Origin of the sequence: Shinella sp. BE166 (assembly GCF_051201095.1) — a bacterium.
Classification (GTDB): domain Bacteria; phylum Pseudomonadota; class Alphaproteobacteria; order Rhizobiales; family Rhizobiaceae; genus Shinella; species Shinella lacus.
This window is the reverse complement of sequence record NZ_JBPEHL010000005.1, coordinates 68,708-89,570: the sequence shown is the minus strand read 5'-3', so window position 1 is coordinate 89,570 and position 20,863 is coordinate 68,708. Positions and strand designations below refer to the sequence as shown.

The window sequence follows — 20,863 nt, the reverse complement described above, 5'->3', positions numbered from 1 at the left end:
TTGTTGATTTTAGAATAGGTCGATAATCGCTGGCCGCGAAGGTTTTTCGGAAGTCATTACGCGAGGGCCTGAGATAGGCGCATCTAGGGGCAATAGCGGGATACCAGACAGTTCGAAATGTGAAGACCGCGCAACAGGATGCAGCTATTCGACCTCGTAAACGTCGGAAGCATCTTCCGTATCACGCAGGCCTTTGTAGGAGGCGTGACGTAGCTTGCCGTCTGCCGTCCAAGCGCGAAACTCGATCTCGGCCACCAACTCCGGTCTGGTCCACACGACGTTCTTCCGCTTCTTGCCCGCATCGGCTGAAGGAGCATCGGTAGCCATAGCGTCCATCTGCTTGCGGAGAGCCGTTGCTGATGAGCCGGAAAAGCCGGTCCCTACGCCACCGACATAAACGAGACCGTCACCTTGGCGAGCGGCCAGAAGCAGCCGCCCTATGCCGCCCAGCGCATCACTCGATCGCTCATAGCCGACGATGACGAAACCCTCAGACGCCACGCATTTGATTTTCAACCACTCGCCGTTCCGGCCGCTCCGATAGGGTTTGGTGCGGTCCTTGGCTATGACACCCTCTAGGCCGTGCTCGCAAGCAGCGGCGAATATGGCCGCGCCTTGCCCCTCAATCTCCTGAGATAGCCTGATTGCCCCGTCCCCATCCTCAGGCACCAGGTCGGCCAAGAGCCGGCGCCTGTCGTCCTGATCCATGCGGGTGATATCGTGGCCGTCGAAATAGAGCAGGTCGAAGGCATAGAGGATGGCGTCCGAAGCGCTCCGCTTTCCTCCCCTGCCTCCGAGAGCCTGCTGAAGGCCGTTGAAGTCGGATCGTCCCGCATCGTCAAGGACCACGGCTTCCCCATCCAGAATGGCAGTGCTAACCGGCAACGCGCGGGCGGCGTCGGCAATGGCTGGGAACCGATCGGTCCAATCATGGCCGCCACGGGTAATAATCCGCACCGTCCCGTGCTCAAGGTGAACCGCGAGCCGGTATCCGTCCCATTTGATTTCGAAGATCCAGTTTGGCCCGGCCGGCGGCTTGGAGACCAGCTTTGCCAGGCACGGCTCAATGCGCGCCGGCATCGGATCAAATGGAAGTTGGGGCTGTGCCGGATCTCGCGGCCTTCTCTTCTGCCCGCGGAGTGTTGCGTCCTCCTCGCTTAGGAGGGGAGCGCGGGGCGGCGTCTTCGACTTCGATGGGCGTTTGACCATGGGCCAAGTTCAGCACGCATTGCTTAAGAACCTGTATCCGGCATTTTTGGGGGTTTTGGCGGTGCCGCCTTGGGGGCTTTTACGTTTTTTCGATCATGCATTTCTTGCCGTGGCGTCATCGGCTGCCTATCTTCGCTATCAGTTCATGACCGCGGATGTACCGGCATGACCTTCTCCGACCGGGAAGCGAAAGACTCGCCAGTTAAGCGCCTTGCCGCGCTAAGGACAGGCGACACGCTTCCCGGTCAATGACGCATAGGGTAGGCGATGACAGACCAGCCCAAGACGCCCCACCAGAATTGCAAGGAAGCCGTGATGGCCGAATTGATTGCCGCCGGCTGCACTCCAGACAATCCGATCGACCTCTATCTGGTCGGGCCTGCCCTGGTGGCGGCCGGCTTCACCGAGCAGCAGATTGTCAGCGCGCTCGATAGCCTCGCCTATGACAAGCGCATGGAGTATGCCGGCGGCAACCGTGTCAGGCTCACGGGCCGATGACACGCCCAACTTGAAAACAATCAAGATTTATCAAGGCGCCGAACTTCGGTAACGAAACCGTGATTGGCTGGCCTACCGCGCTCGCAAAGGTGGGCTAAAAGGTGGACCGAAACCCCGCCCGCCCGCTGTACCGCCTGAGAAACCAGCATTTCGAGAAAAAGAATGGTGCCGCTTACGTGACTCGAACACGTGACCCCGTCATTACGAATGACGTGCTCTACCAACTGAGCTAAAGCGGCCTCGCCGGGTCCCGAAGTGTGTCGGGACCGGAATGGGTGCGCTGATAACCGCAATGGGAGGAGATTTCAAGCGGGGAGTTTCAACTTCCGCATTTTTCCTTGTGCAATGCAGCGCTATTGCCGGTTCAGGGCGTGCAGAGGCGGCCCTTTGCTGCCCGGTATTCGTGTTCCAGCCGGGCGACGAGATCTTCGACCGGCGTGACAGCCTTGACTGCGCCGATACCCTGGCCGCAGCCCCAGATGTCCTTCCACGCTTTTGTGCCGGTCGTGGCCTTCTCGAAATCCATCTTCGACGGGTCGGCATCGGGCAGGTGCTCGGGGTCGAGGCCGGCGGCGAGGATGGAGGGTTTCAGGTAGTTGCCGTGGATGCCGGTGAAATAGTTGGAATAGACGATGTCGGCGGCGGCGCTGTCGACGATCGTCTGCTTGTAGGCGTCGCTGGCGCGCGCCTCGGTCGTGGCGATGAAGGGCGAGCCGATATAGGCCATGTCGGCGCCCATCGCCTGGGCGGCGAGGATCGCGCCGCCGGTGGCGATGGCGCCGGAAAGCAGCAGGGGGCCGTCGAACCATTCGCGGATCTCCTGGATCAGCGCGAAGGGCGAGAGCGGGCCGGCATGGCCGCCGGCGCCGGCGGCAACGGCGATGAGGCCGTCGGCACCCTTGCGGATTGCCGAATTGGCGTGGCGGTTGTTGATCACGTCGTGCAGCACGATGCCGCCATAGGAATGGATCGCCGCGTTCACCTCCGGCACGGCGCCGAGCGAGGAGATCACCACCGGCACCTTGTATTTCACGCACATCATCAGGTCGTGTTCCAGCCGCGTGTTGGAGCGGTGCACGATCTGGTTGACGGCGAAGGGTGCTGCGGGGCGGTCGGGATTCTTCGCATCATGCGCGGCGAGGCCCTCGGTGATTTCCGCCAGCCATTCGTCGAGCTGGGATTCCGGGCGCGCATTCAGCGCCGGGAAGGCGCCGATGACACCGGCCTTGCATTGTGCAAGGGTCAGCGCGGGGTGCGAGACGATGAAGAGCGGCGCGCCGACGACGGGCAGGCGCAGCTTGTCCTTGAGGATCGCGGGCAAGGCCATGGCGGAAGTCCTGTCTGTTTTGACGTTTACGAAAACGTCAAAACCATAACAGCGAGAATCCGCTCTGAAAAGGGGTGGTGACGGGCTGAGGGCTGTGGAGCGGGGAGACGACGGACTATCGGGCCGGGCTTGTTCTCTTCTTCCGGGCCGCGCAGTCGGGCACCGCGAAGGCTCCCGCGCGGCGCTTATCCCCGGCGAAGCATCAGCAGTTTCTGTCGGAAGGCTTGCGCAAATTCCCCGCAAACGTTACGCAAAAACGAACGAAAGCCGGAAAGTGGAGCTCTTTCCACAGATGTGTCATGGCCGCAGCCTTTGGCGGCTCCCGTAGAAGGGTCGGATGTGAGCGGACTGGAAACGGCAATCAGAAACGCGCTGGCGCGTTCCGAACGCGCCAATGCCGAAGTTCGGGCGCGCATCTACCAGTCGGCGCGCAATGCGCTGGAAGCGGGCCTGCGCAAGCAGGAGATCAACGATCCCGAGACGATCGCCACCCAGCGCCACCGGCTGGAAGCGACCATTCACCAGATCGAGGCCGAGGAACGCGCCGAACTGCACGCCGTCGCAGCCCATGAGGTTCGCGTCGAGCCCGTGGTGGAAACGCGGCCGGAGCCGGTGCTGCGCGCCGAACGCGATGTGCGGCCCGAGCCGACGATCGACGCCGAGCCGCGTGCGGAAGAACGCCAGCCGGCCGGCGCAAGTGATCTCGGCGCCATGCGGCCGGAGCGCGCGGACGGTTTTGCCAAGAGCAGCAAGACCACAACATCGGCAGCCGGCGCGGCGGCAGCGAGCCAGGCCTCGGATTTCCGGCCGGAGCGCGTCGCCAAGGCGCGCCGGCGCCGCGGGCGGCTGTTTTCCTTCCTGCTGGTCGTCGCGACGCTGATCGCAGCCTTTGGCGCGCTTGCCTGGTGGGTACAAACGAGCGGGCTGCTCGACGCCCTCCAGGATGGCGACGGTTCCAACCCGCCGGCGACCGTCTCCGGAGAAGATTTTTCGGGCGAAGACCCGCTCAAGAAGGCGCTGGACACGCAGAGCCGCTTCTCTGCCGATTGGCGCGCGGTCTTCGCGCCCGCCGATACGGCAAAGCTTTCTGCGGGGAGCGCAGGCCGTTTCGAAGCGGTGAGCACGAACGAAGGACCCGCCGTGCGCATCACCTCCACCAATCCGGATCGCGATGGCGCAGTGCTGGTCGAGGTAGCACCGGACGTTCTCGGCGAAATGGGCGGCAAGACCTCGACGGTGGCGCTCACCGTGCAGTCGGTCAGCGGCAAGCCGGTGCAGGTTTCGGTCGAATGCGATTTCGGCTCGATGGGCGGCTGCGGCCGTCATCGTTTCACGATCTCGGAGCGCACCGATATCCTGTTCCAGGTGGAATTCGAGGGCTCGCTCTCGCCGAGCGAGCCGGGTCATCTCCTGGTCAACAGCGATATCACCGGCGCAGATGCGAGCGTCAATCTCTATGCCGTCCGCATCCTGCCGGGTGAATGAGCCTTACTTGACGAAGCCGGGGCCCGATCCGACGATCTTGTCGTCGATTTCGCCGATCGCCTTCTTGTCCTTGCCCTCATAGTCGAGCGTCTTGAGGATGTGGCGGATCAGGTTGATGCGGGCGCGGCGCTTGTCGTTGGCGCGGATCACGGTCCAGGGCGCATGGTCAGTATGCGTCGCCTTCAGCATGCGGTCGCGCTTGTCCGTATAATCGTCCCACTTGTTGAGCGCGGCGATATCCATCGGCGAGAGCTTCCAGATCTTCAGCGGATCGTGCCGGCGGTCGTGGAAGCGCTTCAATTGCATCTCGCGGCCGATGTTCAGCCAGAACTTGAAGAGATGGATGCCCTCCGAGGTGATCATCTTCTCGAAGCGCGGCGTTTCCTTCAGGAACTTCTCATACTGTTCTGGCGTGCAGAAACCCATGACCGGCTCGACGCCGGCGCGGTTGTACCAGGAGCGGTCGAACAGCACGAATTCGCCGGCCGTCGGGAAGGTCGCGACATAGCGCTGGAAATACCATTGGCCGCGCTCGGTCTCGGTCGGCTTGGTGAGTGCGACGATGCGGGCGGAGCGCGGATTCATGTTGGACATGGTGGCATGGATCGCGCCGCCCTTGCCGGCGGCGTCGCGCCCCTCATATACGGCCATGATGCGCTTGCCGGTCTTCTGCTGCCAGAACTGCACCTTGACGAGCTCGACCTGCAACGCTTCGAGCGTCTCCTCATACTCGTCGCCGTCGAATTTCTTGTCATAGGGATAGTCGTCGGAGCTGAAAGCCTTTTTATCGATCCAGTCGGGAAGCTTGGGATCGTCGATGTCGAACACTCGCTTCTTGTCGTCGATATCCAGCTCAACAGCCCGGCTTTCGGCTTCTTGCGCCATCGTGCACTCCTTCAGAAATTGCCCACGGCCAGGGCCGCAACACCAAGAGGTGGCCACAACCGGATTGCGAATTCAAGCGCGCCGTGAAAAACATGTCATGAAGCCGCGCTATCCATGGAGAATCGATGGAGGTGCGGAGGATACGATGCTTGCAAGGGAATGGGTGGCGGTGACGGATCAGCGGACGGTCCTCGGCTGGCTGGCGATACAACTGTGGGGCGAACGCGTTCTCATCGCCTCGGCCGTTTTTGTCGGATTCGTCATGTGGCTTGCCGGCATGCATCTCGGCTGGGTTTCCTTTGCCGTGCTGCTGCTCGTCATTGCAGGGCTGCTGCGCACCGAGCGTCGCATGGCGGATACCGCCATCCGCGCCATGGCCGCGGTCGCCGTGCCCGTGCCGGCCGCTGCCCCGCCCGTTGCCCCGGCAGAGGACCTCTCCGCCATCGCCGCCGTGCTTGGTGCGCTCGATGCCCCGGCCGTGCTCCTGTCCGGGCGCGAGACCGTCAAGCTCCAGAACCGTGCCGCCGAGGCGATTTTCGGCGCGATCCCCCGCAACAGCGACCTTGCCGGCCGTATCCGCGCGCCCGGCATCCTCGACATGGTGCGCGACGCGATCGCCAGCGGCCAGCCACGCGAGACGGAACATGCCGAGCGGCTGCCCTCCGAGACCGTCTATGTCGTGCGCATCGCCCCGCTCGCCGACCGTACGAGCGAGCCGCTTTGGCTGTTGACCTTCCGCGACGTCTCGCAGGCCCGCCGCATCGACCGCATGCGCTCCGACTTCATCGCCAATGCCAGCCACGAACTGCGCACGCCGCTGGCGTCGCTGCGCGGTTTCATCGAAACGCTGCAAGGCCCCGCCAAGAACGACGTAAAGGCGCATGAGCGCTTCCTGGGCATCATGCACGAGCAGGCCACACGCATGAGCCGCCTCGTCGACGACCTGCTGTCGCTCTCCCGCCTCGAACTGCGCTCCAACCTCACGCCGGACCAGACCGTCGATCTCGTGCCGCTGCTCGGCCACGTGCGCGACAGCCTGCAGCCGCTTGCCAGCGATCTCGGCATCGAGGTCGTGCTCGATCTGCCGAAACATCCCGTCATCGTGCCGGGCGATCGGGACGAACTGGTCGAGGTTTTCGAAAACCTGATCGAGAATGCCTGCAAATATGGTCAGGAGGGCAAGCGGGTGGACGTTTCGCTCACTGGCGGGGGCGAGTTACCGGTCGAACTCAGCGTCACCGACTACGGTCCCGGCATCCCACCGGAACATGTGCCGCGGATTACCGAACGTTTCTATCGGGTTAACGTCGAGGCCAGCCGTTCCAAGAAAGGCACAGGCCTGGGGCTTGCCATCGTCAAGCACATCCTAACCCGCCACCGCGCACGCCTCGTCGTGAAGTCCGAGGTGGGCAGGGGCACGGTGTTTACCGTGAAGTTTTGACACAAAGAATTACGCCTTCGTCGCATCGTTTAAAATAGCGAAGCAATTTCAGGTGTTTGGCATGTCACAAATGTTTCGTCAAACTGACATAAAAGGGAGGGCGATCGGGGTTTAGAGAAGAGCCGCCGGTCAACGGCAGAGAGCGCGAAACCTGCGCTTCCCACATATGTCCTCTTCGGGAGAACCCAGATGAAATCTCTTAAGCTCACAGTCGCGGCGCTTGTCGCTTCCGCCGCATTCGCAGGCGTTGCCGTTGCGCGCGACCAGGTCCAGATCGCAGGCTCCTCCACCGTCCTTCCCTACGCCAAGATCGTTGCCGAGACGTTCGGCGAGACCTTCCCTGACTTCAAGACCCCGATCGTCGAATCCGGCGGCACGGGCGGCGGCCTCAAGGAATTCTGCAAGGGCGTCGGCCCGGACAGCATCGACATCGCCAATGCATCGCGTCCGATGAAGGCTGACGAAGTCGAAGCCTGCAAGACCGCCGGCGTCACGGAAATCCAGGAAGTCAAGATCGGTTACGACGGCATCGTCTTCGCAACCGACGCCGGCAATGCCGACCTGAAGCTCGAGCCGAAGGACCTCTACCAGGCGCTCGCCGCTGAAGTCGTCGTCGACGGCAAGCTGGTTGCCAACCCCTACAAGAAGTGGTCGGAAATCAACAAGGACCTGCCGGACGCCGAAATCGCCGCCTACATCCCGGGCTCGAAGCACGGCACGCGCGAAGTCTTCGAAGAGAAGATCCTCGCTCACGGCTGCAAGGACTCGGGCGCCCAGGACGTCATCAAGGCTGCTATTTCCGACGCCAAGGAACAGCTTTCCAAGTGCGTAGCCGTTCGTAAGGACGGTCTGGCTGTCGACATCGACGGCGACTACACCGAAACGCTCGCCCGCATCGCTGCCAACAAGTCCGGTATCGGCGTGTTCGGCCTTTCCTTCTACGAAAACAATGCCGACAAGCTGAAGGTCGCCACCATCAGCGGCATCGTTCCGACCTCCGCATCGATCGCTTCCGGCGAATACCCGGTTTCGCGCCCGCTGTTCTTCTACGTCAAGAAGGCGCATCTCGGCGTTATCCCGGGCCTCAAGGAATATGTCGAGTTCTTCACGAGCGAAGACATGATCGGCCCGGACTCCCCGCTGGTTGAATACGGCCTCGTCGCTGCTCCCGATGCAGAGCGCGAAGAGATCCGTAAGGCCTTCGTAGACGGCAAGATCATGTAATTGTCTCTGGCCGGCGCGTTCTTCGCGCCGGCCGCCCCTTTTGAGCGGTTTGCGCGCCCGGGGGCACTTCCAGCAAAGCCCGTCAGCAGCTTTGCGAAACACAAAATGACAGCGCAGATGATCTCGCCGGGAGAATTTCCTAAATGAGTATTTCCCTTCTCTTGCTCGTCGTCGCCGTCATCGGCGTGGCGGGCTATATGGTCGGTAGCTGGCGCGCCAATGCGCTTGCCGGCGGCAGGCTTTCAAACCTGCATTCGCGGCCAGGATATTACGGCTCTTTCGTTGCGATATGGGCCATGCTTCCGGCAATCGTCGTGCTGCTGGTCTGGATTATTGCCAGCCCGATTTACATCAGTTCGACCGTTCGCGCGGGCTTCCCTGAAGAGGTGAAGGCGACGTCGCAGGCCGAGCAGAACCTCGGCTACAACATGATCGGCGCCATTGCCCGCGGTATGGCGATGCTCTCGGCGGAAGAACGCGAGGCGCTGTTCAAGGACGGCACCACCGCCCGCAGCCTGCTCGCCACCAAGGGCGTGCCGCTTGCCGCCGACCCGGCGCCCTACATGCTGAAGTCCGCCGATGATCTCAGCCGCATGTCGCGGGCGAGCAGCACCTTCCTGTCGATCCTCGTCGTCCTGGCCGCGGCCGTCGGCGCGTTTTTCTCCTACCGCGCCATTGCGCCGCGGTTCCGCGCCCGCAACCGCGTCGAAGGCGTCATGCTGGTCGGCCTCATCGCCGCCTCGTCGATCGCTATCCTGACGACGGTCGGCATCGTCGCCTCCATGGCAACGGAAGCCATCCACTTCTTCAACAGGGTGCCTGCCTGGGAGTTCTTCTTCGGCACGGTCTGGGACCCGCGTTTCGCCGCCGCCGGCTCGACGGACTCCTCCGGCCAGTTCGGCCTGATCCCGCTGCTTGCCGGCACGCTCTATATCGGCCTCGTCGCCATGCTGGTGGCCGTGCCGGTCGGCCTCTTCGCCGCGATCTACATGTCGGAATATGCGTCGCGTCACGTCCGCTCGGTTGCAAAACCGCTGCTCGAAGTGCTGGCCGGTATCCCGACCATCGTTTACGGCTTCTTCGCCCTCGTGACCGTCGGTCCGTTCCTGCGCGACCTTTCCGAGCAGCTCAACGGCCTCGTCACCGGCGATTATTCCAACTTCATCCAGGCGCAGAGCGTTCTGACGGCCGGTTTCGTCATGGGCATCATGTTGATCCCCTACGTCTCCTCGCTGTCGGACGACATCATCACCGCCGTTCCGCGGGCCATGCGCGACGGCTCGCTTGGCCTGGGCGCCACCCGCTCGGAAACGATCAAGCGCGTCATCCTGCCGGCCGCGCTGCCGGGCATCGTCGGCGCCCTGCTGATGACCGCCTCGCGCGCCGTCGGTGAAACGATGATCGTGGTCCTGGCCGCCGGCGTTGCCGCCCGCATCCAGCTCAACCCCTTCGAGCCGATGACGACCGTGACCGTCAAGATCGTCAGCCAGTTGACGGGCGACCTTGAATTCACCTCGCCTCAGACGCTGGTGGCATTCGCGCTGGGCATCACGCTGTTCTTCATCACGCTTTGCCTCAACATCTACGCCCTTTACATCGTGCGCAAATACCGGGAGCAGTACGAATGAGCCAGGTCTCCACGAGCCCTACTACGGCCGCCCTAGGTGCTGCCTCCAAGCCCGAACGCCGCGATATCGGCCTGCGTGGCCGCTATGCCGCCGAACGCCGCTTCCGCCTCTACGGCATGGCTGCGATTGCCTTCGGTCTGATCTTTCTGTTCCTGCTGCTGTTTTCGGTCGTCTCCAAGGGCTACACCGCATTCCAGCAGTCGATGATCACCATTCCGGTCGAGTTCTCCGAGCAGATCATCGACAAGGATAACGAGCGGGCCACCAATCCGCAGAAGCTGGTGTCGGCCAACTATCCGGTCGTCGCCCGCAATGCGCTCGCCAAGGTGCTTGGCGTCGGCGAAGACGACCGTGCCGGCCTTCGGGCTGTCAACGGCATGATCTCGGACAGCGTCCGCACCCAGCTGCGCGATCTCGTCACCGCCGATCCGTCGATCATCGGGACCACGCAGACCGTAACCTTCCTTGCGCACGGCGACCTCGATTCCGCCTTCAAGGGCCAGATCGATCTTGCCGTCGCCGAGAACAACCGCAAGATCTCCGACAAGCAGATCGGCTGGATGAACCAGCTTGCCGAAAGCGGCGCGCTTTCCAAGCACTTCAACACCGGCATCTTCCTGAACGGCGCATCGAGCCGTCCGGAGGCCGCCGGCGTGGCCGTCGCTGCCGTCGGCTCGCTCTACATGATGCTGATCGTGCTGGTGCTTGCGCTGCCCATCGGCGTCGCGGCCTCGATCTATCTCGAAGAGTTCGCGCCGAAGAACCGCTTCACCGATCTCATCGAAGTCAACATCAACAACCTCGCCGCCGTGCCGTCGATCGTCTACGGTCTGCTCGGTCTCGCCGTCTTCGTCAACTTTGCGGGCTTCCCGCGCTCGGCCTCCCTCGTCGGTGGCCTGGTGCTGACCCTCATGACGCTGCCGACGATCATCATCGCGACCCGTTCGGCGCTGAAGGCCGTGCCGCCGTCCATCCGCTCGGCAGCGCTTGGCCTCGGCGCCTCGAAGATGCAGACCGTGTTCCACCACGTCCTGCCGCTCGCCATGCCCGGCATCCTGACCGGCACCATCATCGGTCTCGCCCACGCGCTCGGCGAAACCGCGCCGCTGCTGCTCATCGGCATGGTCGCCTTCGTCGCCGACATCCCGTCGACGCCGCTCGAACCCGCAACGGCGCTGCCGGTGCAGATCTACATGTGGGCAAATGAGGCGGAGCGCGCCTTCGTGGAGCGTACATCGGGTGCTATCATCCTCCTCCTCGTCTTCCTCATCCTCATGAATGTTGGCGCCATCCTGTTGCGCCGCCGCTTCGAGCGGCGTTGGTAGAAGGACCAAACAGATGAACATGATGTCAGAAGCAGCAGTCGAGAAAGCGCTGGACAAGAAAATGAACGACATTTCCTACAAGATGATCGGCAAGGACGTTTCGGTCTACTACGGCGACAAGCGCGCCCTCTATGACGTGAACCTCAACGTTCGCCAGAACACCGTGACGGCGCTCATCGGCCCGTCGGGCTGCGGCAAGTCGACGTTCCTGCGCACGCTGAACCGCATGAACGACACGATCGAAGGCTGCCGCGTCACCGGCCGCATCACGCTTGACACGGACGATATCTACGATCCGAATATCGACGTCGTGGAACTGCGCGCCCGCGTCGGCATGGTCTTCCAGAAGCCGAACCCGTTCCCGAAGTCGATCTACGAAAACGTCGCCTACGGCCCGCGCATCCACGGCCTCGCCAAGGCGAAGGCCGACATGGACGCCATCGTCGAGTCCAGCCTGCAGAAGGCCGGCCTGTGGAACGAGGTGAAGGACCGCCTGCTCGAAGGCGGCACCGGCCTCTCCGGCGGCCAGCAGCAGCGCCTGTGCATCGCACGCGCCGTCGCCGTCAGCCCGGAAGTCATCCTGATGGACGAACCCTGCTCGGCGCTCGACCCGATCGCGACCGCAAAGGTCGAGGAACTGATCCACGAGCTGCGCGCCAACTTCACGATCGTCATCGTGACGCACTCGATGCAGCAGGCGGCCCGCGTTTCGCAGCGCACCGCCATGTTCCACCTCGGCAACCTCGTCGAGGAGAACGACACCGACAAGATGTTCACCAACCCGGATGACCAGCGCACGCAGGACTACATCATGGGCCGCTTCGGCTGACGCCATCGTCGCCGAACCCCCTGAAAATCCGAGCGCATTAAGGACACAACCATGTCATCGACCCATATTGTCTCGATTTATGACGAAGAACTGAAGTACCTCTCCCGCCGCATCTCCGAAATGGGCGGCACGGCCGAGCAGATGGTGGCGGATTCCGTCCGCGCGCTCGTCACCACCGATGGTGCGCTGGCGCAGAAGGTGATCTCGGAAGATGTCATCCTCGACACCGCCGAGCGCCAGATCAACGACAAGGCGATCGTCACGATCGCCAAGCGCCAGCCGGTGGCGGCGGACCTGCGCGAAATCATGGGCGCGATCCGCATCGCGGCCGAACTGGAGCGCGTCGGCGACCTCGGCAAGAACACTGCCAAGCGCGTCATCGCTGTGCAGAGCTCGGGCATGCCCCGCAAGCTCACCCGCGGCCTGGAGCACCTCGCCGAACTGACGCTGATACAGCTCAAGGAAGTGCTCGACGTCTACGCCACCCGCTCGGTGGAAAAGGCCAAGGCGATCCGCGAGCGCGATGACGAGATCGACGCGATCTACACCTCGCTGTTCCGCGAGCTCCTCACCTACATGATGGAAGATCCGCGTAACATCACGCCCTGCACCCATCTCCTGTTCTGCGCCAAGAACATCGAGCGCATCGGCGACCATGCGACCAACATCGCGGAAACCATCTACTACATGGCGACCGGCTCGCAGCCCGAAGGCGAACGCCCGAAGGACGACACCTCGACGTCAGTGGTCACTGCCGACGTCACTGAAGCCTCCGAGTAAGGAGTTTTGCCTCCATGGTGCCCAGAATCGCCGTCGTAGAAGACGAGGAGGCGCTAAGCGTCCTCCTGCGCTACAACCTCGAAGCCGAAGGCTTCGAGGTCGATACGATCCTCTCCGGTGACGAGGCCGAAGTGCGCTTGCAGGAGCGCATGCCGGACCTCCTCATCCTCGACTGGATGCTGCCGGGCGTTTCGGGCATCGAACTGTGCCGGCGGCTGCGCCAGCGGCCGGAGACCGAACGCCTGCCGATCATCATGCTGACGGCACGCGGCGAAGAGAGCGAGCGCGTGCGCGGGCTCGCCACCGGCGCCGACGACTATGTCGTCAAGCCGTTCTCGACGCCCGAGCTCGTCGCCCGCGTGCGCGCCATGCTGCGCCGCGCCCGGCCGGAAGTCGTCTCGACGGTGCTGCGCTGCGGCGATATCGAGCTCGACCGCGAGACGCACCGCGTGCATCGCCGCACCCGCGAAGTCCGCCTCGGCCCGACGGAATTCCGCCTGCTGGAATTCCTAATGACCTCGCCCGGCCGCGTCTTCTCGCGCTCGCAGCTTCTCGATGGCGTCTGGGGCCACGACATCTATGTCGACGAACGCACGGTCGACGTGCATGTCGGCCGCCTGCGCAAGGCGCTCAACTTCGCCAACATGCAGGACGTCATCCGCACGGTCCGCGGCGCAGGCTATTCGCTGGAAGCCTGAGCGACCCCTTTCCTCCCAAGGACGAAAATGGGCCCTTCGGGGCCTGTTTGCGTTTCGGAGTGTGGTCCGGCCCTGCACCACAAACGAAAACGGACCCTTTCGGGTCCGCATCGCATGTGCTGTCGTGGAAAAGATCACCGCATCCGGCGGCGCTCGGCCGAGGGCTGGTAGGCGAGGCGCTGGTGGTAGGTGCAGTAGGGCGAGTTGTCCGGGGACTCGTTGCCGCAGAAGTGGAAGTCGTCGTTCAGCGGGTCGCCGATCGGCCATTTGCAGGTGCGCTCGGTGAGCTGGGTCAGCTCGAGGCGGCGCGACATGGGCACGACCACGTTGTTGCCGTTGGACGGAACCGGAAGCTGCTCGCGCTGCGTCTCGAAGTCCGTCTCGACCTCTTCCTTGGTAATGGTGTTGCCGGCCGGGCGCACGACGGAGCGGGCGGTCACGGCGCGGGCCTGGAAGGTCGTCGCGGGGCGCGGGGCTGCCGGCACCGGGCGCTTGGGGCGCGACGCGCTCTGCGTGCCGCCGGCCTTGGCGCGGCCCGGCAGGTTCAGCCGGTGCACCTTGCCGATGACCGCGTTGCGGCTGACGCCGCCGAGCTGTGCCGCGATCTGGCTCGCGCTCAGGCCCTCGCTCCAGAGCTTCTTGAGTTTCTCGACCCGCTCGTCTGTCCAGTTCATCTCTCGTCTCCGCTCGACGCTCGCAATGCGGGAATCCCTCATCGCGTTCCGGACGGGTCCGGAATTTGAACGCCCTAACTCTTTTGGTGACTAGTTCCGCCGCATGCAGTCTAGTAATTGGTCTTTAACCTAGAGTTTGGGGGACTCTGTGACAAGAGTCGCAGGAATCCGGGCGAATCGATTTCCGAGTTTTCCCCAACTTGCTGGCCGGGTGTGACTCGATAGCGACACCTTCCGCGCGTGGCGTGAATCCTTACCTTGCGGGAGGTTCAGCACTATTTCGGGGTGCGATTTGTTGACATCCCGGCCTGAAATGCCGATAGTGCCGCATGCCGCCGAAAGGCGGCTTTTGATTTTTCTGGAGCCTAGAAAAATCAAGCCGCGTTCACGTTTTTCCGCATCTCTTTTTCGGAGGATCCGCGCCATGGCCGATGCCGCGCCGCTCTATGAAACCTATATGCGTGCACCGCTCCGGTTCACGCGCGGGGAGGGCGTCTGGCTGATCGCCGAGGATGGCGAGCGATATCTCGACTTCGCCGCCGGCGTCGCCGTCAATTCGCTGGGCCATGCGCATCCGCATCTCGTCGCCGCGCTGAAGGACCAGGCCGACAAGGTCTGGCACCTGTCGAACCTCTATGAGGTTCCGGGCCAGGAAAGCCTCGGCCGCCGGCTGACGGAGGCGACTTTTGCCGACAAGGTGTTCTTCACCAATTCCGGCGCTGAAGCACTGGAATGCGCGATCAAGACGGCGCGCCGCTATCATTTCGCCAAGGGCCATCCCGGCAAGTTCCACATCATCACCTTCGAAGGCGCCTTCCACGGCCGCACGCTCGCGACGATCGCCGCCGGCGGCCAGGAAAAGTACCTCGAAGGCTTCGGCCCCAAGGCTCCCGGCTTCCTCCAGGTCCCCTTCGGCGACATCACCGCTGTCAAGGATGCGATCACCGAGGAGACGGCCGCGATCCTGATCGAGCCGGTGCAGGGCGAGGGCGGCATCCGCCCCGTGCCGAAGGAATTCATGCAGGAGCTGCGCCAGCTCTGCGACGAATACGGCCTGCTGCTGGTTCTCGACGAGGTACAGTCCGGCGTCGGCCGCACCGGGCGCCTGTTCGCCCATGAATGGTCGGGCGTCACGCCGGATATCATGGCGGTCGCCAAGGGCATCGGCGGCGGTTTCCCGCTCGGCGCCTGCCTTGCCACGAACGAAGCGGCTGCCGGCATGGTCGCCGGCACACATGGCTCCACCTATGGCGGCAACCCGCTCGCCATGGCGGTCGGCAATGCGGTGCTCGACGTCGTGCTGGAAGAGGGCTTCCTCGACCATGTGCGCGACGTGGCGCTCGTCTTCCGCCAAGGGTTGGCGGCGCTGAAGGACCGCTTCCCCGAGATCATCGAGGATATCCGCGGCGAGGGCCTGATGCTCGGCATTAAGGCAAGCATTCCGACCGCCGAACTGCTCAAGGCCGTGCGTGCAGAAAAGCTGCTCGCCGTGCCGGCGGGCGACAACGTGCTGCGGCTGCTGCCGCCGCTGACGGTGACCGCCGAGGAGGCGCGCGAGGGGCTTGCGCGCATCGAGCGGGCTGCCGAAAAGCTCAGCGCCGCCAAGGCGGCCTGAGCACTGCCGCGCCGCGCGTCACTCGTGACGCGCAAAGGTCGCTGCAGCATCAAAGGACCGGACAGACAGGACACTTCATGGCCAAGCATTTTCTCGACCTTTCCGCCGTTTCGGAAAGCGATCTCCGCGTCATCATGGATGATGCGCACACGCGCAAGGCCGCCAGCAAGGCCGGCACGGAGGCAAAGCCGCTGGCCGGCAAGATACTCGCCATGATCTTCGAGAAGCCCTCCACCCGAACCCGCGTCTCCTTCGACGTCGGCATGCGCCAGCTCGGCGGCGAGACGCTGTTCCTGTCCGGCACGGAAATGCAGCTCGGCCGCGCCGAGACGATCGGCGACACCGCCAAGGTGCTCTCGCGCTACGTCGATGCCATCATGATCCGCACTACCGACCATGCCCGGCTGCTGGAACTTGCCGAACACGCCACCGTGCCGGTCATCAATGCGCTGACGGACCTGACGCATCCCTGCCAGATCATGGCCGACATCATGACCTTCGAGGAGCATCGCGGCTCGACGAAGGGCAAGACCTTCGCCTGGACGGGCGACGGCAACAACGTGCTGCATTCCTTCGTCGAGGGTTCGGCCCGCTTCGGCTACACGATGAAGATGGCCGTGCCGATGGGCTCCGAGCCGGACGACAAGATCCTGAACTGGGCGCGAGACAATGGCGGCAACATCCTGCTCGGCCATGATCCGGACGCCATCGTCGAGGGCGTCGACCTCATCGTCACGGATACTTGGGTCTCGATGAACCAGGAACACCGCGCGCGCGGCCACAACATCTTCCAGCCCTACCAGGTGAACAAGCAGCTTATGGCGCGGGCGAACGAGAATGCGCTCTTCATGCACTGCCTGCCGGCGCATCGCGGCGAGGAGGTCACCGACGAGGTGATCGACGGCCCGCAGTCGGTAGTCTTCGACGAGGCGGAAAACCGCCTGCATGCGCAGAAATCGATCCTTGCCTGGTGCCTCGGCGCCGTCTGACGCCATCTTGAAAAACGCCGTGCGCGGCACGATCTAGGGGCCATTACGGAGCGCTGTAAGGCGCTCTCTCTGGCGCATGCCCGCTCTCTATGGAATTATCGGGCGGCAGGAGCGCGAAATCACGGTAGAACGCCGGTCTGACCGAAGCGGGGCCTCTGGCCCGGCGGCTTCCCGGCGTGCAAGGAGCAGGATGATGATGGCTGAGAATGCCCTGAAACTCGGAGAGCCCGGTTATGCCGGCGACGATCATGTCGTGCCGTTCCAGGTGGAGGGCCTCGACGTGCGCGGCCGCGCGGTCCAGCTCGGCCCCATGCTCGACGGCATTCTGGGCCGTCACAACTATCCGGCCCCCGTCGCGCGGCTGCTTGCCGAGGCGATTGCGCTGACCGTGCTGCTCGGCACCTCGCTGAAGTTCGAGGGCAAGCTGATCGTCCAGACCAAGGGCGACGGCCCCGTCGACCTGCTGGTCGCCGATTTCTCCGCGCCGGAGAATGTGCGCGCCTATGCCCGCTTCGACCAGGAAGCGCTCGACGCCGCGATTGCGGAAGGCAGGACCGAGCCGCACGAACTGCTCGGCAAGGGCATCCTCGCCTTCACCATCGACCAGGGCGCGCATACCCAGCGCTACCAGGGCATTGTGCCGCTCGACGGCCATACGCTGGAAGAGATCGCCGGCGTCTATTTCCGCCAGTCGGAACAGATCCCGACCAAGGTGCGCCTCGGTGTCGCCGAACTGTTCGATCGCGATGCGGACGGCAAGGTGCGTCATCGCTGGCGGGCCGGCGGCATGGTCGCGCAGTTCCTGCCGCAGGCGCCGGAGCGCATGCGCCAGCCCGATCTTCCGGGCGGCGACGGCGACGAGGCCGGCCACAAGATCGCCGACGACGACAACTGGGCGGAAGCCAAGGCGATGGTCGAGACGATCGACGCCGATGAGCTGACGGACCCCAATGTCGGCACCGAACGGCTGCTGTTCCGGCTCTTCCACGAGCGCGGCGTGCGTGTGTACCAGCCGCAGCAGGTCTTGGACCGCTGCTCCTGCTCGCGCGAGAAGCTGAAGGGCGTGCTCGCAGCGCTGAGCGCCGAGGAGATCGCCCATACGACGGACGACAAGGGTGAGATTGAGCTCACCTGCGAATTCTGCTCGACCACCTACCGCTTCGAGGCGGCGGAAGTTTTGCCGCAGTAAAAGGGGTGCGCGTCCTTAGTTGAGGACGCGCGGCTGTCCTGGCGTATCCAGCGAGAAGGCGGGGATGGCGACGTCGAAGGCTTCGCCGTTTTCCGCTTCCATGCGGTAGCGGCCGAACATGATGCCGGACGGCGTTTCGAGCGGGCAGCCGGAGGAATATTCGTAGGTATCGCCGGGGCGCAGCACCGGCTGCTCGCCGATGACGCCCGGACCGTTGACCTCGTCCACCTGGCCGTTCTGGTCGGTGATGTGCCAGTAGCGCGTCATCAGCCGGACGACGACATCGGAATGGTTCGCGATGACCACCCGGTAACCCCAGACATAGCGGCTGTCGTCAGGATCGGACTGATCGGCCAGGTAGTACGGCTCTACGGTCACTTCGATGTCGCGGGTAAGCGCACGATACATGGGCAAGCCTTGAACTGATTAGCTCCTGCTATTCTACAGGAATATGGTTTCGTCAAGGATAAGCAAAGAAAGCACCGGCCGCTTCGGCCGGTGCTTCCGCATTTGTCCGTTTCGCGATGTCGAGGATCAGGCGTTGATCTTCGCAAGGGCGCGCGAAAAATCCTCGATCAGGTCTTCGCTGTCCTCGATGCCGGCCGACAGGCGCACCGTGCCGGCGGAAATGCCGAGTTCGGCGCGTGCCTCGTCCGTCAGGTTCTTGTGCGTGGTCGTCGCCGGATGGGTGATCAGGCTCTTCGCATCGCCAAGATTGTTGGAGATCTTGATCACCTCCAGCGCATCCTGCAAAGCGAAGGCCGCTTCCTTGCCGCCCTTCAGCTCGAAGCAGACCAGCGTCGAGCCGCCCGTCATCTGCTTGGCAATGATGTCGGCCTGCGGATGGTCCTTGCGGCCCGGATAGATGACCTGGGCGACCTTGTTGCTGTCGGCCAGGAAATCGGCGATGCGGCTGGCATTCTCCGTCTGCTGCTTGACGCGGAGCGGCAGCGTCTCGATGCCCTTCAGCAGCGTCCAGGCATTGAACGGCGACATGGCCGGGCCGGTATGGCGGAAATAGTCGTGCAGGTTCTCGTCGATCCACGCCTTGTCCGACAGCACCACGCCGCCGAGGCAGCGGCCCTGGCCGTCGATATGCTTGGTGGCGGAATAGACGACGACATGCGCGCCGAGTTCCAGCGGCTTCTGGAAGAGCGGCGTCGCAAACACGTTGTCGACGACGACCTTGGCGCCGACCTGGTTGGCGAGCTTAGCCACGCCGGCGATGTCGATCACTTCCAGCGTCGGGTTGGTCGGGCTTTCGAGGAAGAACACCTTGGTGTTCTTCTGGATCGCCTTTTCCCAGTTGGCGAGGTCGCGGCCGTCGATCAGCGTGCATTCGATGCCGTATTTCGGCGCGAGCGTCTCGACCACCCAGCGGCAGGAACCGAACAGCGCACGGGCAGCGACGATATGGTCCCCGGCCTTCAACTGGCAGAGGATCGCGGCGGAAACGGCGGCCATGCCGGAGGCGGTGGCGCGGGCATCCTCGGCGCCTTCCAGCAGGCACATGCGCTTTTCGAACATGTCGTTGGTGGGGCTGCCGTAGCGGGCGTAGATGAAGCCGTCCGTCTCGCCCTTGAAGCGGGCCTCGGCGGCCGCGGACGTGTCATAGACGAAACCCTGCGTGAGGAAGATTGCCTCTGCGGTTTCGCCGTGCTGGGAGCGGGTGGTTCCGCCGTGAACGAGTTGGGTGGCCGGGCGCCAGGACTTGCTCATGTGATCGTTGCCTTCAAACAAAAAAACCGGCCGCAAAAGCAGGCCGGTTTTGAACCCGGCCTTTTTAGCTACTTGTTTTACGTGGCTGCAAGCCGGCCGGCCAAATCACCACGGGATAACTTTGCTAATACTGCGCGCCCGCGCTTGCGTCAATTGCCGGCATTTGGTTTTGTGCGGCCTTCTGACGGGACTTTATGATGATGGGTGGCTCTGCGGTGCGCAGCACAGGTATTCTGGCGGACAACGCCATTCGTGGCTTGTTCGGCGGCGGCCGGCTGAAGAGCGAGGCCCCGCTCGACGACGACCAGATCCAGCCGGCGAGCCTCGATCTGCGCCTTGGCACGCGGGCTTTCCGTGTGCGCGCCAGCTTCCTGCCGGGGCCGTCGCATCTCGTCGCCGACAAGCTCGACCGGCTGCAACTGCACGTCATCGATCTCTCGGTCGGCGCGGTGCTGGAAACCGGCTGCGTCTATATCGTGCCGCTGATGGAAAGCCTCGATCTGCCGGCCGAACTCGCCGCCTCCGCCAACCCGAAAAGCTCCACCGGCCGCCTCGATATCTTCACGCGCGTCATCACCGATCGCGCCCAGGAATTCGACAAGATCCCGGCCGGTTATTCCGGCCCGCTCTATCTCGAAATCTCGCCGCGCACCTTCCCGATCGTCGTGCGCCGTGGCTCACGTCTGTCGCAGATCCGCTTTCGCAAGGGCAATGCCCTGCTCGGCGAAAGCGAGCTTGTCGCGCTGCATGGCAGCGACACGCTGGTGGCGAGCGACACGCCGAACGTCTCCGGCGGCGGCATCGCGCTGTCGATCGACCTCAAGGGCACCGGCCCGGAGGGCCTCATCGGCTATCGCGGCAAGCACCACACCTCCGTCGTCGATGTCGACCGCAAGAACCAGCACGATATCTTCGATTTCTGGGAGCCGCTGTTCAGCCGTGGCCGCAACGAGCTGATCCTCGATCCGGACGAGTTCTACATCCTCGTCTCGCGGGAAGCCGTGCACGTCCCACCGCTCTACGCCGCGGAGATGACGCCGTTCGACCCGCTCGTCGGCGAATTCCGCGTGCACTATGCCGGCTTCTTCGACCCCGGCTTCGGCCATGCGCCGGCCGGCGGCTCCGGCAGCCGCGCGGTACTGGAGGTGCGCAGCCATGAAGTGCCTTTCATCCTGGAACACGGCCAGATCGTCGGCCGCCTCATCTACGAGCACATGCTCGACGCCCCCGAAGGCCTCTACGGCACCGGCCTCGGCTCCAACTACCAGGCGCAGGGCCTGAAACTCTCCAAGCATTTTCGCGCGGGGTGACGGGCGGCCTTCCGCCTCGGAATTTTCCGCTTTACAAA

Annotated in this window: 20 protein-coding genes, 1 tRNA gene and 1 riboswitch; of the genes, 14 read left to right on the top strand and 7 right to left on the bottom strand. The window is 63.6% G+C overall.

Going from position 1 to position 20,863, the window contains the following annotated elements; all coding sequences use genetic code 11:
* Positions 1–144 precede the first annotated feature (144 nt).
* Positions 145–1,209: a non-homologous end-joining DNA ligase gene (gene ligD, locus J2Y63_RS14360; RefSeq protein WP_435266638.1), complete on the bottom strand. Its 1,065-nt coding sequence runs from the start codon at positions 1,207–1,209 to the stop codon at positions 145–147.
* Between ligD and J2Y63_RS14355 the strand changes: the two genes are divergently transcribed.
* Both J2Y63_RS14355 and J2Y63_RS14350 read left to right on the top strand, forming a co-directional pair.
* Entirely contained in the window at positions 1,208–1,378 is a 171-nt protein-coding gene (locus J2Y63_RS14355; protein ID WP_435266637.1) for a hypothetical protein, read from the top strand. The genes ligD and J2Y63_RS14355 overlap by 2 nt on opposite strands.
* 98 nt (positions 1,379–1,476) lie before the next feature.
* Positions 1,477–1,707, top strand: coding sequence for a hypothetical protein (locus J2Y63_RS14350; RefSeq protein WP_435266636.1), 231 nt, complete (start codon positions 1,477–1,479; stop codon positions 1,705–1,707).
* 163 nt (positions 1,708–1,870) lie between these two features.
* Here J2Y63_RS14350 and J2Y63_RS14345 read toward each other — a convergent pair.
* Positions 1,871–1,946: transfer RNA gene (locus tag J2Y63_RS14345), tRNA-Thr, on the bottom strand.
* Between the two features lie 125 nt (positions 1,947–2,071).
* Positions 2,072–3,034, bottom strand: coding sequence for an NAD(P)H-dependent flavin oxidoreductase (locus tag J2Y63_RS14340; RefSeq protein ID WP_435266635.1), 963 nt, complete (start codon positions 3,032–3,034; stop codon positions 2,072–2,074).
* A gap of 339 nt (positions 3,035–3,373) precedes the next feature.
* Between J2Y63_RS14340 and J2Y63_RS14335 the strand changes: the two genes are divergently transcribed.
* Positions 3,374–4,519, top strand: a complete 1,146-nt coding sequence (locus tag J2Y63_RS14335; protein WP_435266634.1) for a biotin transporter BioY — start codon at positions 3,374–3,376, stop codon at positions 4,517–4,519.
* Positions 4,520–4,522: 3 nt separating this feature from the next.
* Here J2Y63_RS14335 and ppk2 read toward each other — a convergent pair whose 3' ends face one another.
* Positions 4,523–5,404, bottom strand: coding sequence for a polyphosphate kinase 2 (gene ppk2 / locus J2Y63_RS14330; RefSeq protein ID WP_256117991.1), 882 nt, complete (start codon positions 5,402–5,404; stop codon positions 4,523–4,525).
* 145 nt (positions 5,405–5,549) lie between these two features.
* On the opposite strand from ppk2, the gene phoR reads away from it, so the two are divergent.
* The 7 genes from phoR (at position 5,550) to phoB (ending at position 13,329) form a co-directional block, all read left to right on the top strand.
* Positions 5,550–6,845 (top strand): phosphate regulon sensor histidine kinase PhoR, encoded by a 1,296-nt coding sequence (phoR, locus tag J2Y63_RS14325; RefSeq protein ID WP_435266633.1) that lies wholly within the window; start codon positions 5,550–5,552, stop codon positions 6,843–6,845.
* A 189-nt stretch (positions 6,846–7,034) separates the two neighbouring features.
* A complete protein-coding gene (locus J2Y63_RS14320) occupies positions 7,035–8,069 on the top strand; it encodes a substrate-binding domain-containing protein (RefSeq protein ID WP_435266632.1) in 1,035 nt (344 codons plus the stop codon).
* A 143-nt stretch (positions 8,070–8,212) separates the two neighbouring features.
* Complete coding sequence (pstC, locus tag J2Y63_RS14315) at positions 8,213–9,697, top strand: phosphate ABC transporter permease subunit PstC (protein ID WP_435266631.1); 1,485 nt, start codon at positions 8,213–8,215, stop codon at positions 9,695–9,697.
* Positions 9,694–11,022, top strand: a complete 1,329-nt coding sequence (gene pstA / locus J2Y63_RS14310; RefSeq protein ID WP_435266630.1) for a phosphate ABC transporter permease PstA — start codon at positions 9,694–9,696, stop codon at positions 11,020–11,022. The genes pstC and pstA overlap by 4 nt, the downstream gene beginning before the upstream one ends.
* 13 nt (positions 11,023–11,035) lie before the next feature.
* Positions 11,036–11,851 carry a phosphate ABC transporter ATP-binding protein PstB gene (gene pstB / locus J2Y63_RS14305; protein ID WP_256117986.1) on the top strand — a complete coding sequence of 272 codons (816 nt, stop codon included), beginning with the start codon at positions 11,036–11,038 and terminating at the stop codon, positions 11,849–11,851.
* 51 nt (positions 11,852–11,902) lie between these two features.
* On the top strand, positions 11,903–12,631 hold the full coding sequence (gene phoU / locus J2Y63_RS14300; protein ID WP_256117985.1) for a phosphate signaling complex protein PhoU: 729 nt from the start codon (positions 11,903–11,905) through the stop codon (positions 12,629–12,631).
* A 14-nt stretch (positions 12,632–12,645) separates the two neighbouring features.
* On the top strand, positions 12,646–13,329 hold the full coding sequence (phoB, locus tag J2Y63_RS14295) for a phosphate regulon transcriptional regulator PhoB (RefSeq protein WP_256117983.1): 684 nt from the start codon (positions 12,646–12,648) through the stop codon (positions 13,327–13,329).
* A gap of 134 nt (positions 13,330–13,463) precedes the next feature.
* Here phoB and J2Y63_RS14290 read toward each other — a convergent pair whose 3' ends face one another.
* Entirely contained in the window at positions 13,464–14,003 is a 540-nt protein-coding gene (locus J2Y63_RS14290; protein WP_435266629.1) for a GcrA family cell cycle regulator, read from the bottom strand.
* Between the two features lie 424 nt (positions 14,004–14,427).
* Between J2Y63_RS14290 and J2Y63_RS14285 the strand changes: the two genes are divergently transcribed.
* The 3 genes from J2Y63_RS14285 (at position 14,428) to J2Y63_RS14275 (ending at position 17,796) form a co-directional block, all read left to right on the top strand.
* Positions 14,428–15,618: an aspartate aminotransferase family protein gene (locus J2Y63_RS14285; protein WP_435266628.1), complete on the top strand. Its 1,191-nt coding sequence runs from the start codon at positions 14,428–14,430 to the stop codon at positions 15,616–15,618.
* Positions 15,619–15,695: 77 nt separating this feature from the next.
* Positions 15,696–16,607, top strand: coding sequence for an ornithine carbamoyltransferase (gene argF, locus J2Y63_RS14280; RefSeq protein ID WP_435266627.1), 912 nt, complete (start codon positions 15,696–15,698; stop codon positions 16,605–16,607).
* A 196-nt stretch (positions 16,608–16,803) separates the two neighbouring features.
* Complete coding sequence (locus J2Y63_RS14275; protein ID WP_435266626.1) at positions 16,804–17,796, top strand: Hsp33 family molecular chaperone; 993 nt, start codon at positions 16,804–16,806, stop codon at positions 17,794–17,796.
* 15 nt (positions 17,797–17,811) lie between these two features.
* Here J2Y63_RS14275 and apaG read toward each other — a convergent pair whose 3' ends face one another.
* Both apaG and J2Y63_RS14265 read right to left on the bottom strand, forming a co-directional pair.
* A complete protein-coding gene (gene apaG, locus J2Y63_RS14270; protein ID WP_256117977.1) occupies positions 17,812–18,204 on the bottom strand; it encodes a Co2+/Mg2+ efflux protein ApaG in 393 nt (130 codons plus the stop codon).
* A 126-nt stretch (positions 18,205–18,330) separates the two neighbouring features.
* Positions 18,331–19,515 carry an O-succinylhomoserine sulfhydrylase gene (locus J2Y63_RS14265; protein ID WP_435266625.1) on the bottom strand — a complete coding sequence of 395 codons (1,185 nt, stop codon included), beginning with the start codon at positions 19,513–19,515 and terminating at the stop codon, positions 18,331–18,333.
* Positions 19,516–19,558: 43 nt separating this feature from the next.
* Positions 19,559–19,637: riboswitch (SAM riboswitch) on the bottom strand.
* A 78-nt stretch (positions 19,638–19,715) separates the two neighbouring features.
* Between J2Y63_RS14265 and J2Y63_RS14260 the strand changes: the two genes are divergently transcribed.
* Positions 19,716–20,825 carry a 2'-deoxycytidine 5'-triphosphate deaminase gene (locus J2Y63_RS14260; RefSeq protein WP_435266938.1) on the top strand — a complete coding sequence of 370 codons (1,110 nt, stop codon included), beginning with the start codon at positions 19,716–19,718 and terminating at the stop codon, positions 20,823–20,825.
* The last annotated feature ends 38 nt before the right edge of the window (positions 20,826–20,863 follow it).

What these genes read in the sequence shown, in the direction of transcription:
- pstB (WP_256117986.1), top strand. Translation starts at nt 11,036, where the DNA reads ATGAACATGATGTCAGAAGCAGCAGTCGAGAAAGCGCTGGACAAGAAA.
- J2Y63_RS14285 (WP_435266628.1), top strand. Translation starts at nt 14,428, where the DNA reads ATGGCCGATGCCGCGCCGCTCTATGAAACCTATATGCGTGCACCGCTC.
- J2Y63_RS14350 (WP_435266636.1), top strand. Translation starts at nt 1,477, where the DNA reads ATGACAGACCAGCCCAAGACGCCCCACCAGAATTGCAAGGAAGCCGTG.
- J2Y63_RS14355 (WP_435266637.1), top strand. Translation starts at nt 1,208, where the DNA reads ATGGGCCAAGTTCAGCACGCATTGCTTAAGAACCTGTATCCGGCATTT.
- argF (WP_435266627.1), top strand. Translation starts at nt 15,696, where the DNA reads ATGGCCAAGCATTTTCTCGACCTTTCCGCCGTTTCGGAAAGCGATCTC.
- pstC (WP_435266631.1), top strand. Translation starts at nt 8,213, where the DNA reads ATGAGTATTTCCCTTCTCTTGCTCGTCGTCGCCGTCATCGGCGTGGCG.
- J2Y63_RS14340 (WP_435266635.1), bottom strand. Translation starts at nt 3,034, where the DNA reads ATGGCCTTGCCCGCGATCCTCAAGGACAAGCTGCGCCTGCCCGTCGTC.
- J2Y63_RS14260 (WP_435266938.1), top strand. Translation starts at nt 19,716, where the DNA reads ATGGGTGGCTCTGCGGTGCGCAGCACAGGTATTCTGGCGGACAACGCC.
- J2Y63_RS14275 (WP_435266626.1), top strand. Translation starts at nt 16,804, where the DNA reads ATGGCTGAGAATGCCCTGAAACTCGGAGAGCCCGGTTATGCCGGCGAC.
- J2Y63_RS14265 (WP_435266625.1), bottom strand. Translation starts at nt 19,515, where the DNA reads ATGAGCAAGTCCTGGCGCCCGGCCACCCAACTCGTTCACGGCGGAACC.
- phoB (WP_256117983.1), top strand. Translation starts at nt 12,646, where the DNA reads ATGGTGCCCAGAATCGCCGTCGTAGAAGACGAGGAGGCGCTAAGCGTC.
- ppk2 (WP_256117991.1), bottom strand. Translation starts at nt 5,404, where the DNA reads ATGGCGCAAGAAGCCGAAAGCCGGGCTGTTGAGCTGGATATCGACGAC.
- ligD (WP_435266638.1), bottom strand. Translation starts at nt 1,209, where the DNA reads ATGGTCAAACGCCCATCGAAGTCGAAGACGCCGCCCCGCGCTCCCCTC.
- apaG (WP_256117977.1), bottom strand. Translation starts at nt 18,204, where the DNA reads ATGTATCGTGCGCTTACCCGCGACATCGAAGTGACCGTAGAGCCGTAC.
- pstA (WP_435266630.1), top strand. Translation starts at nt 9,694, where the DNA reads ATGAGCCAGGTCTCCACGAGCCCTACTACGGCCGCCCTAGGTGCTGCC.
- J2Y63_RS14290 (WP_435266629.1), bottom strand. Translation starts at nt 14,003, where the DNA reads ATGAACTGGACAGACGAGCGGGTCGAGAAACTCAAGAAGCTCTGGAGC.
- J2Y63_RS14320 (WP_435266632.1), top strand. Translation starts at nt 7,035, where the DNA reads ATGAAATCTCTTAAGCTCACAGTCGCGGCGCTTGTCGCTTCCGCCGCA.
- phoR (WP_435266633.1), top strand. Translation starts at nt 5,550, where the DNA reads ATGCTTGCAAGGGAATGGGTGGCGGTGACGGATCAGCGGACGGTCCTC.
- phoU (WP_256117985.1), top strand. Translation starts at nt 11,903, where the DNA reads ATGTCATCGACCCATATTGTCTCGATTTATGACGAAGAACTGAAGTAC.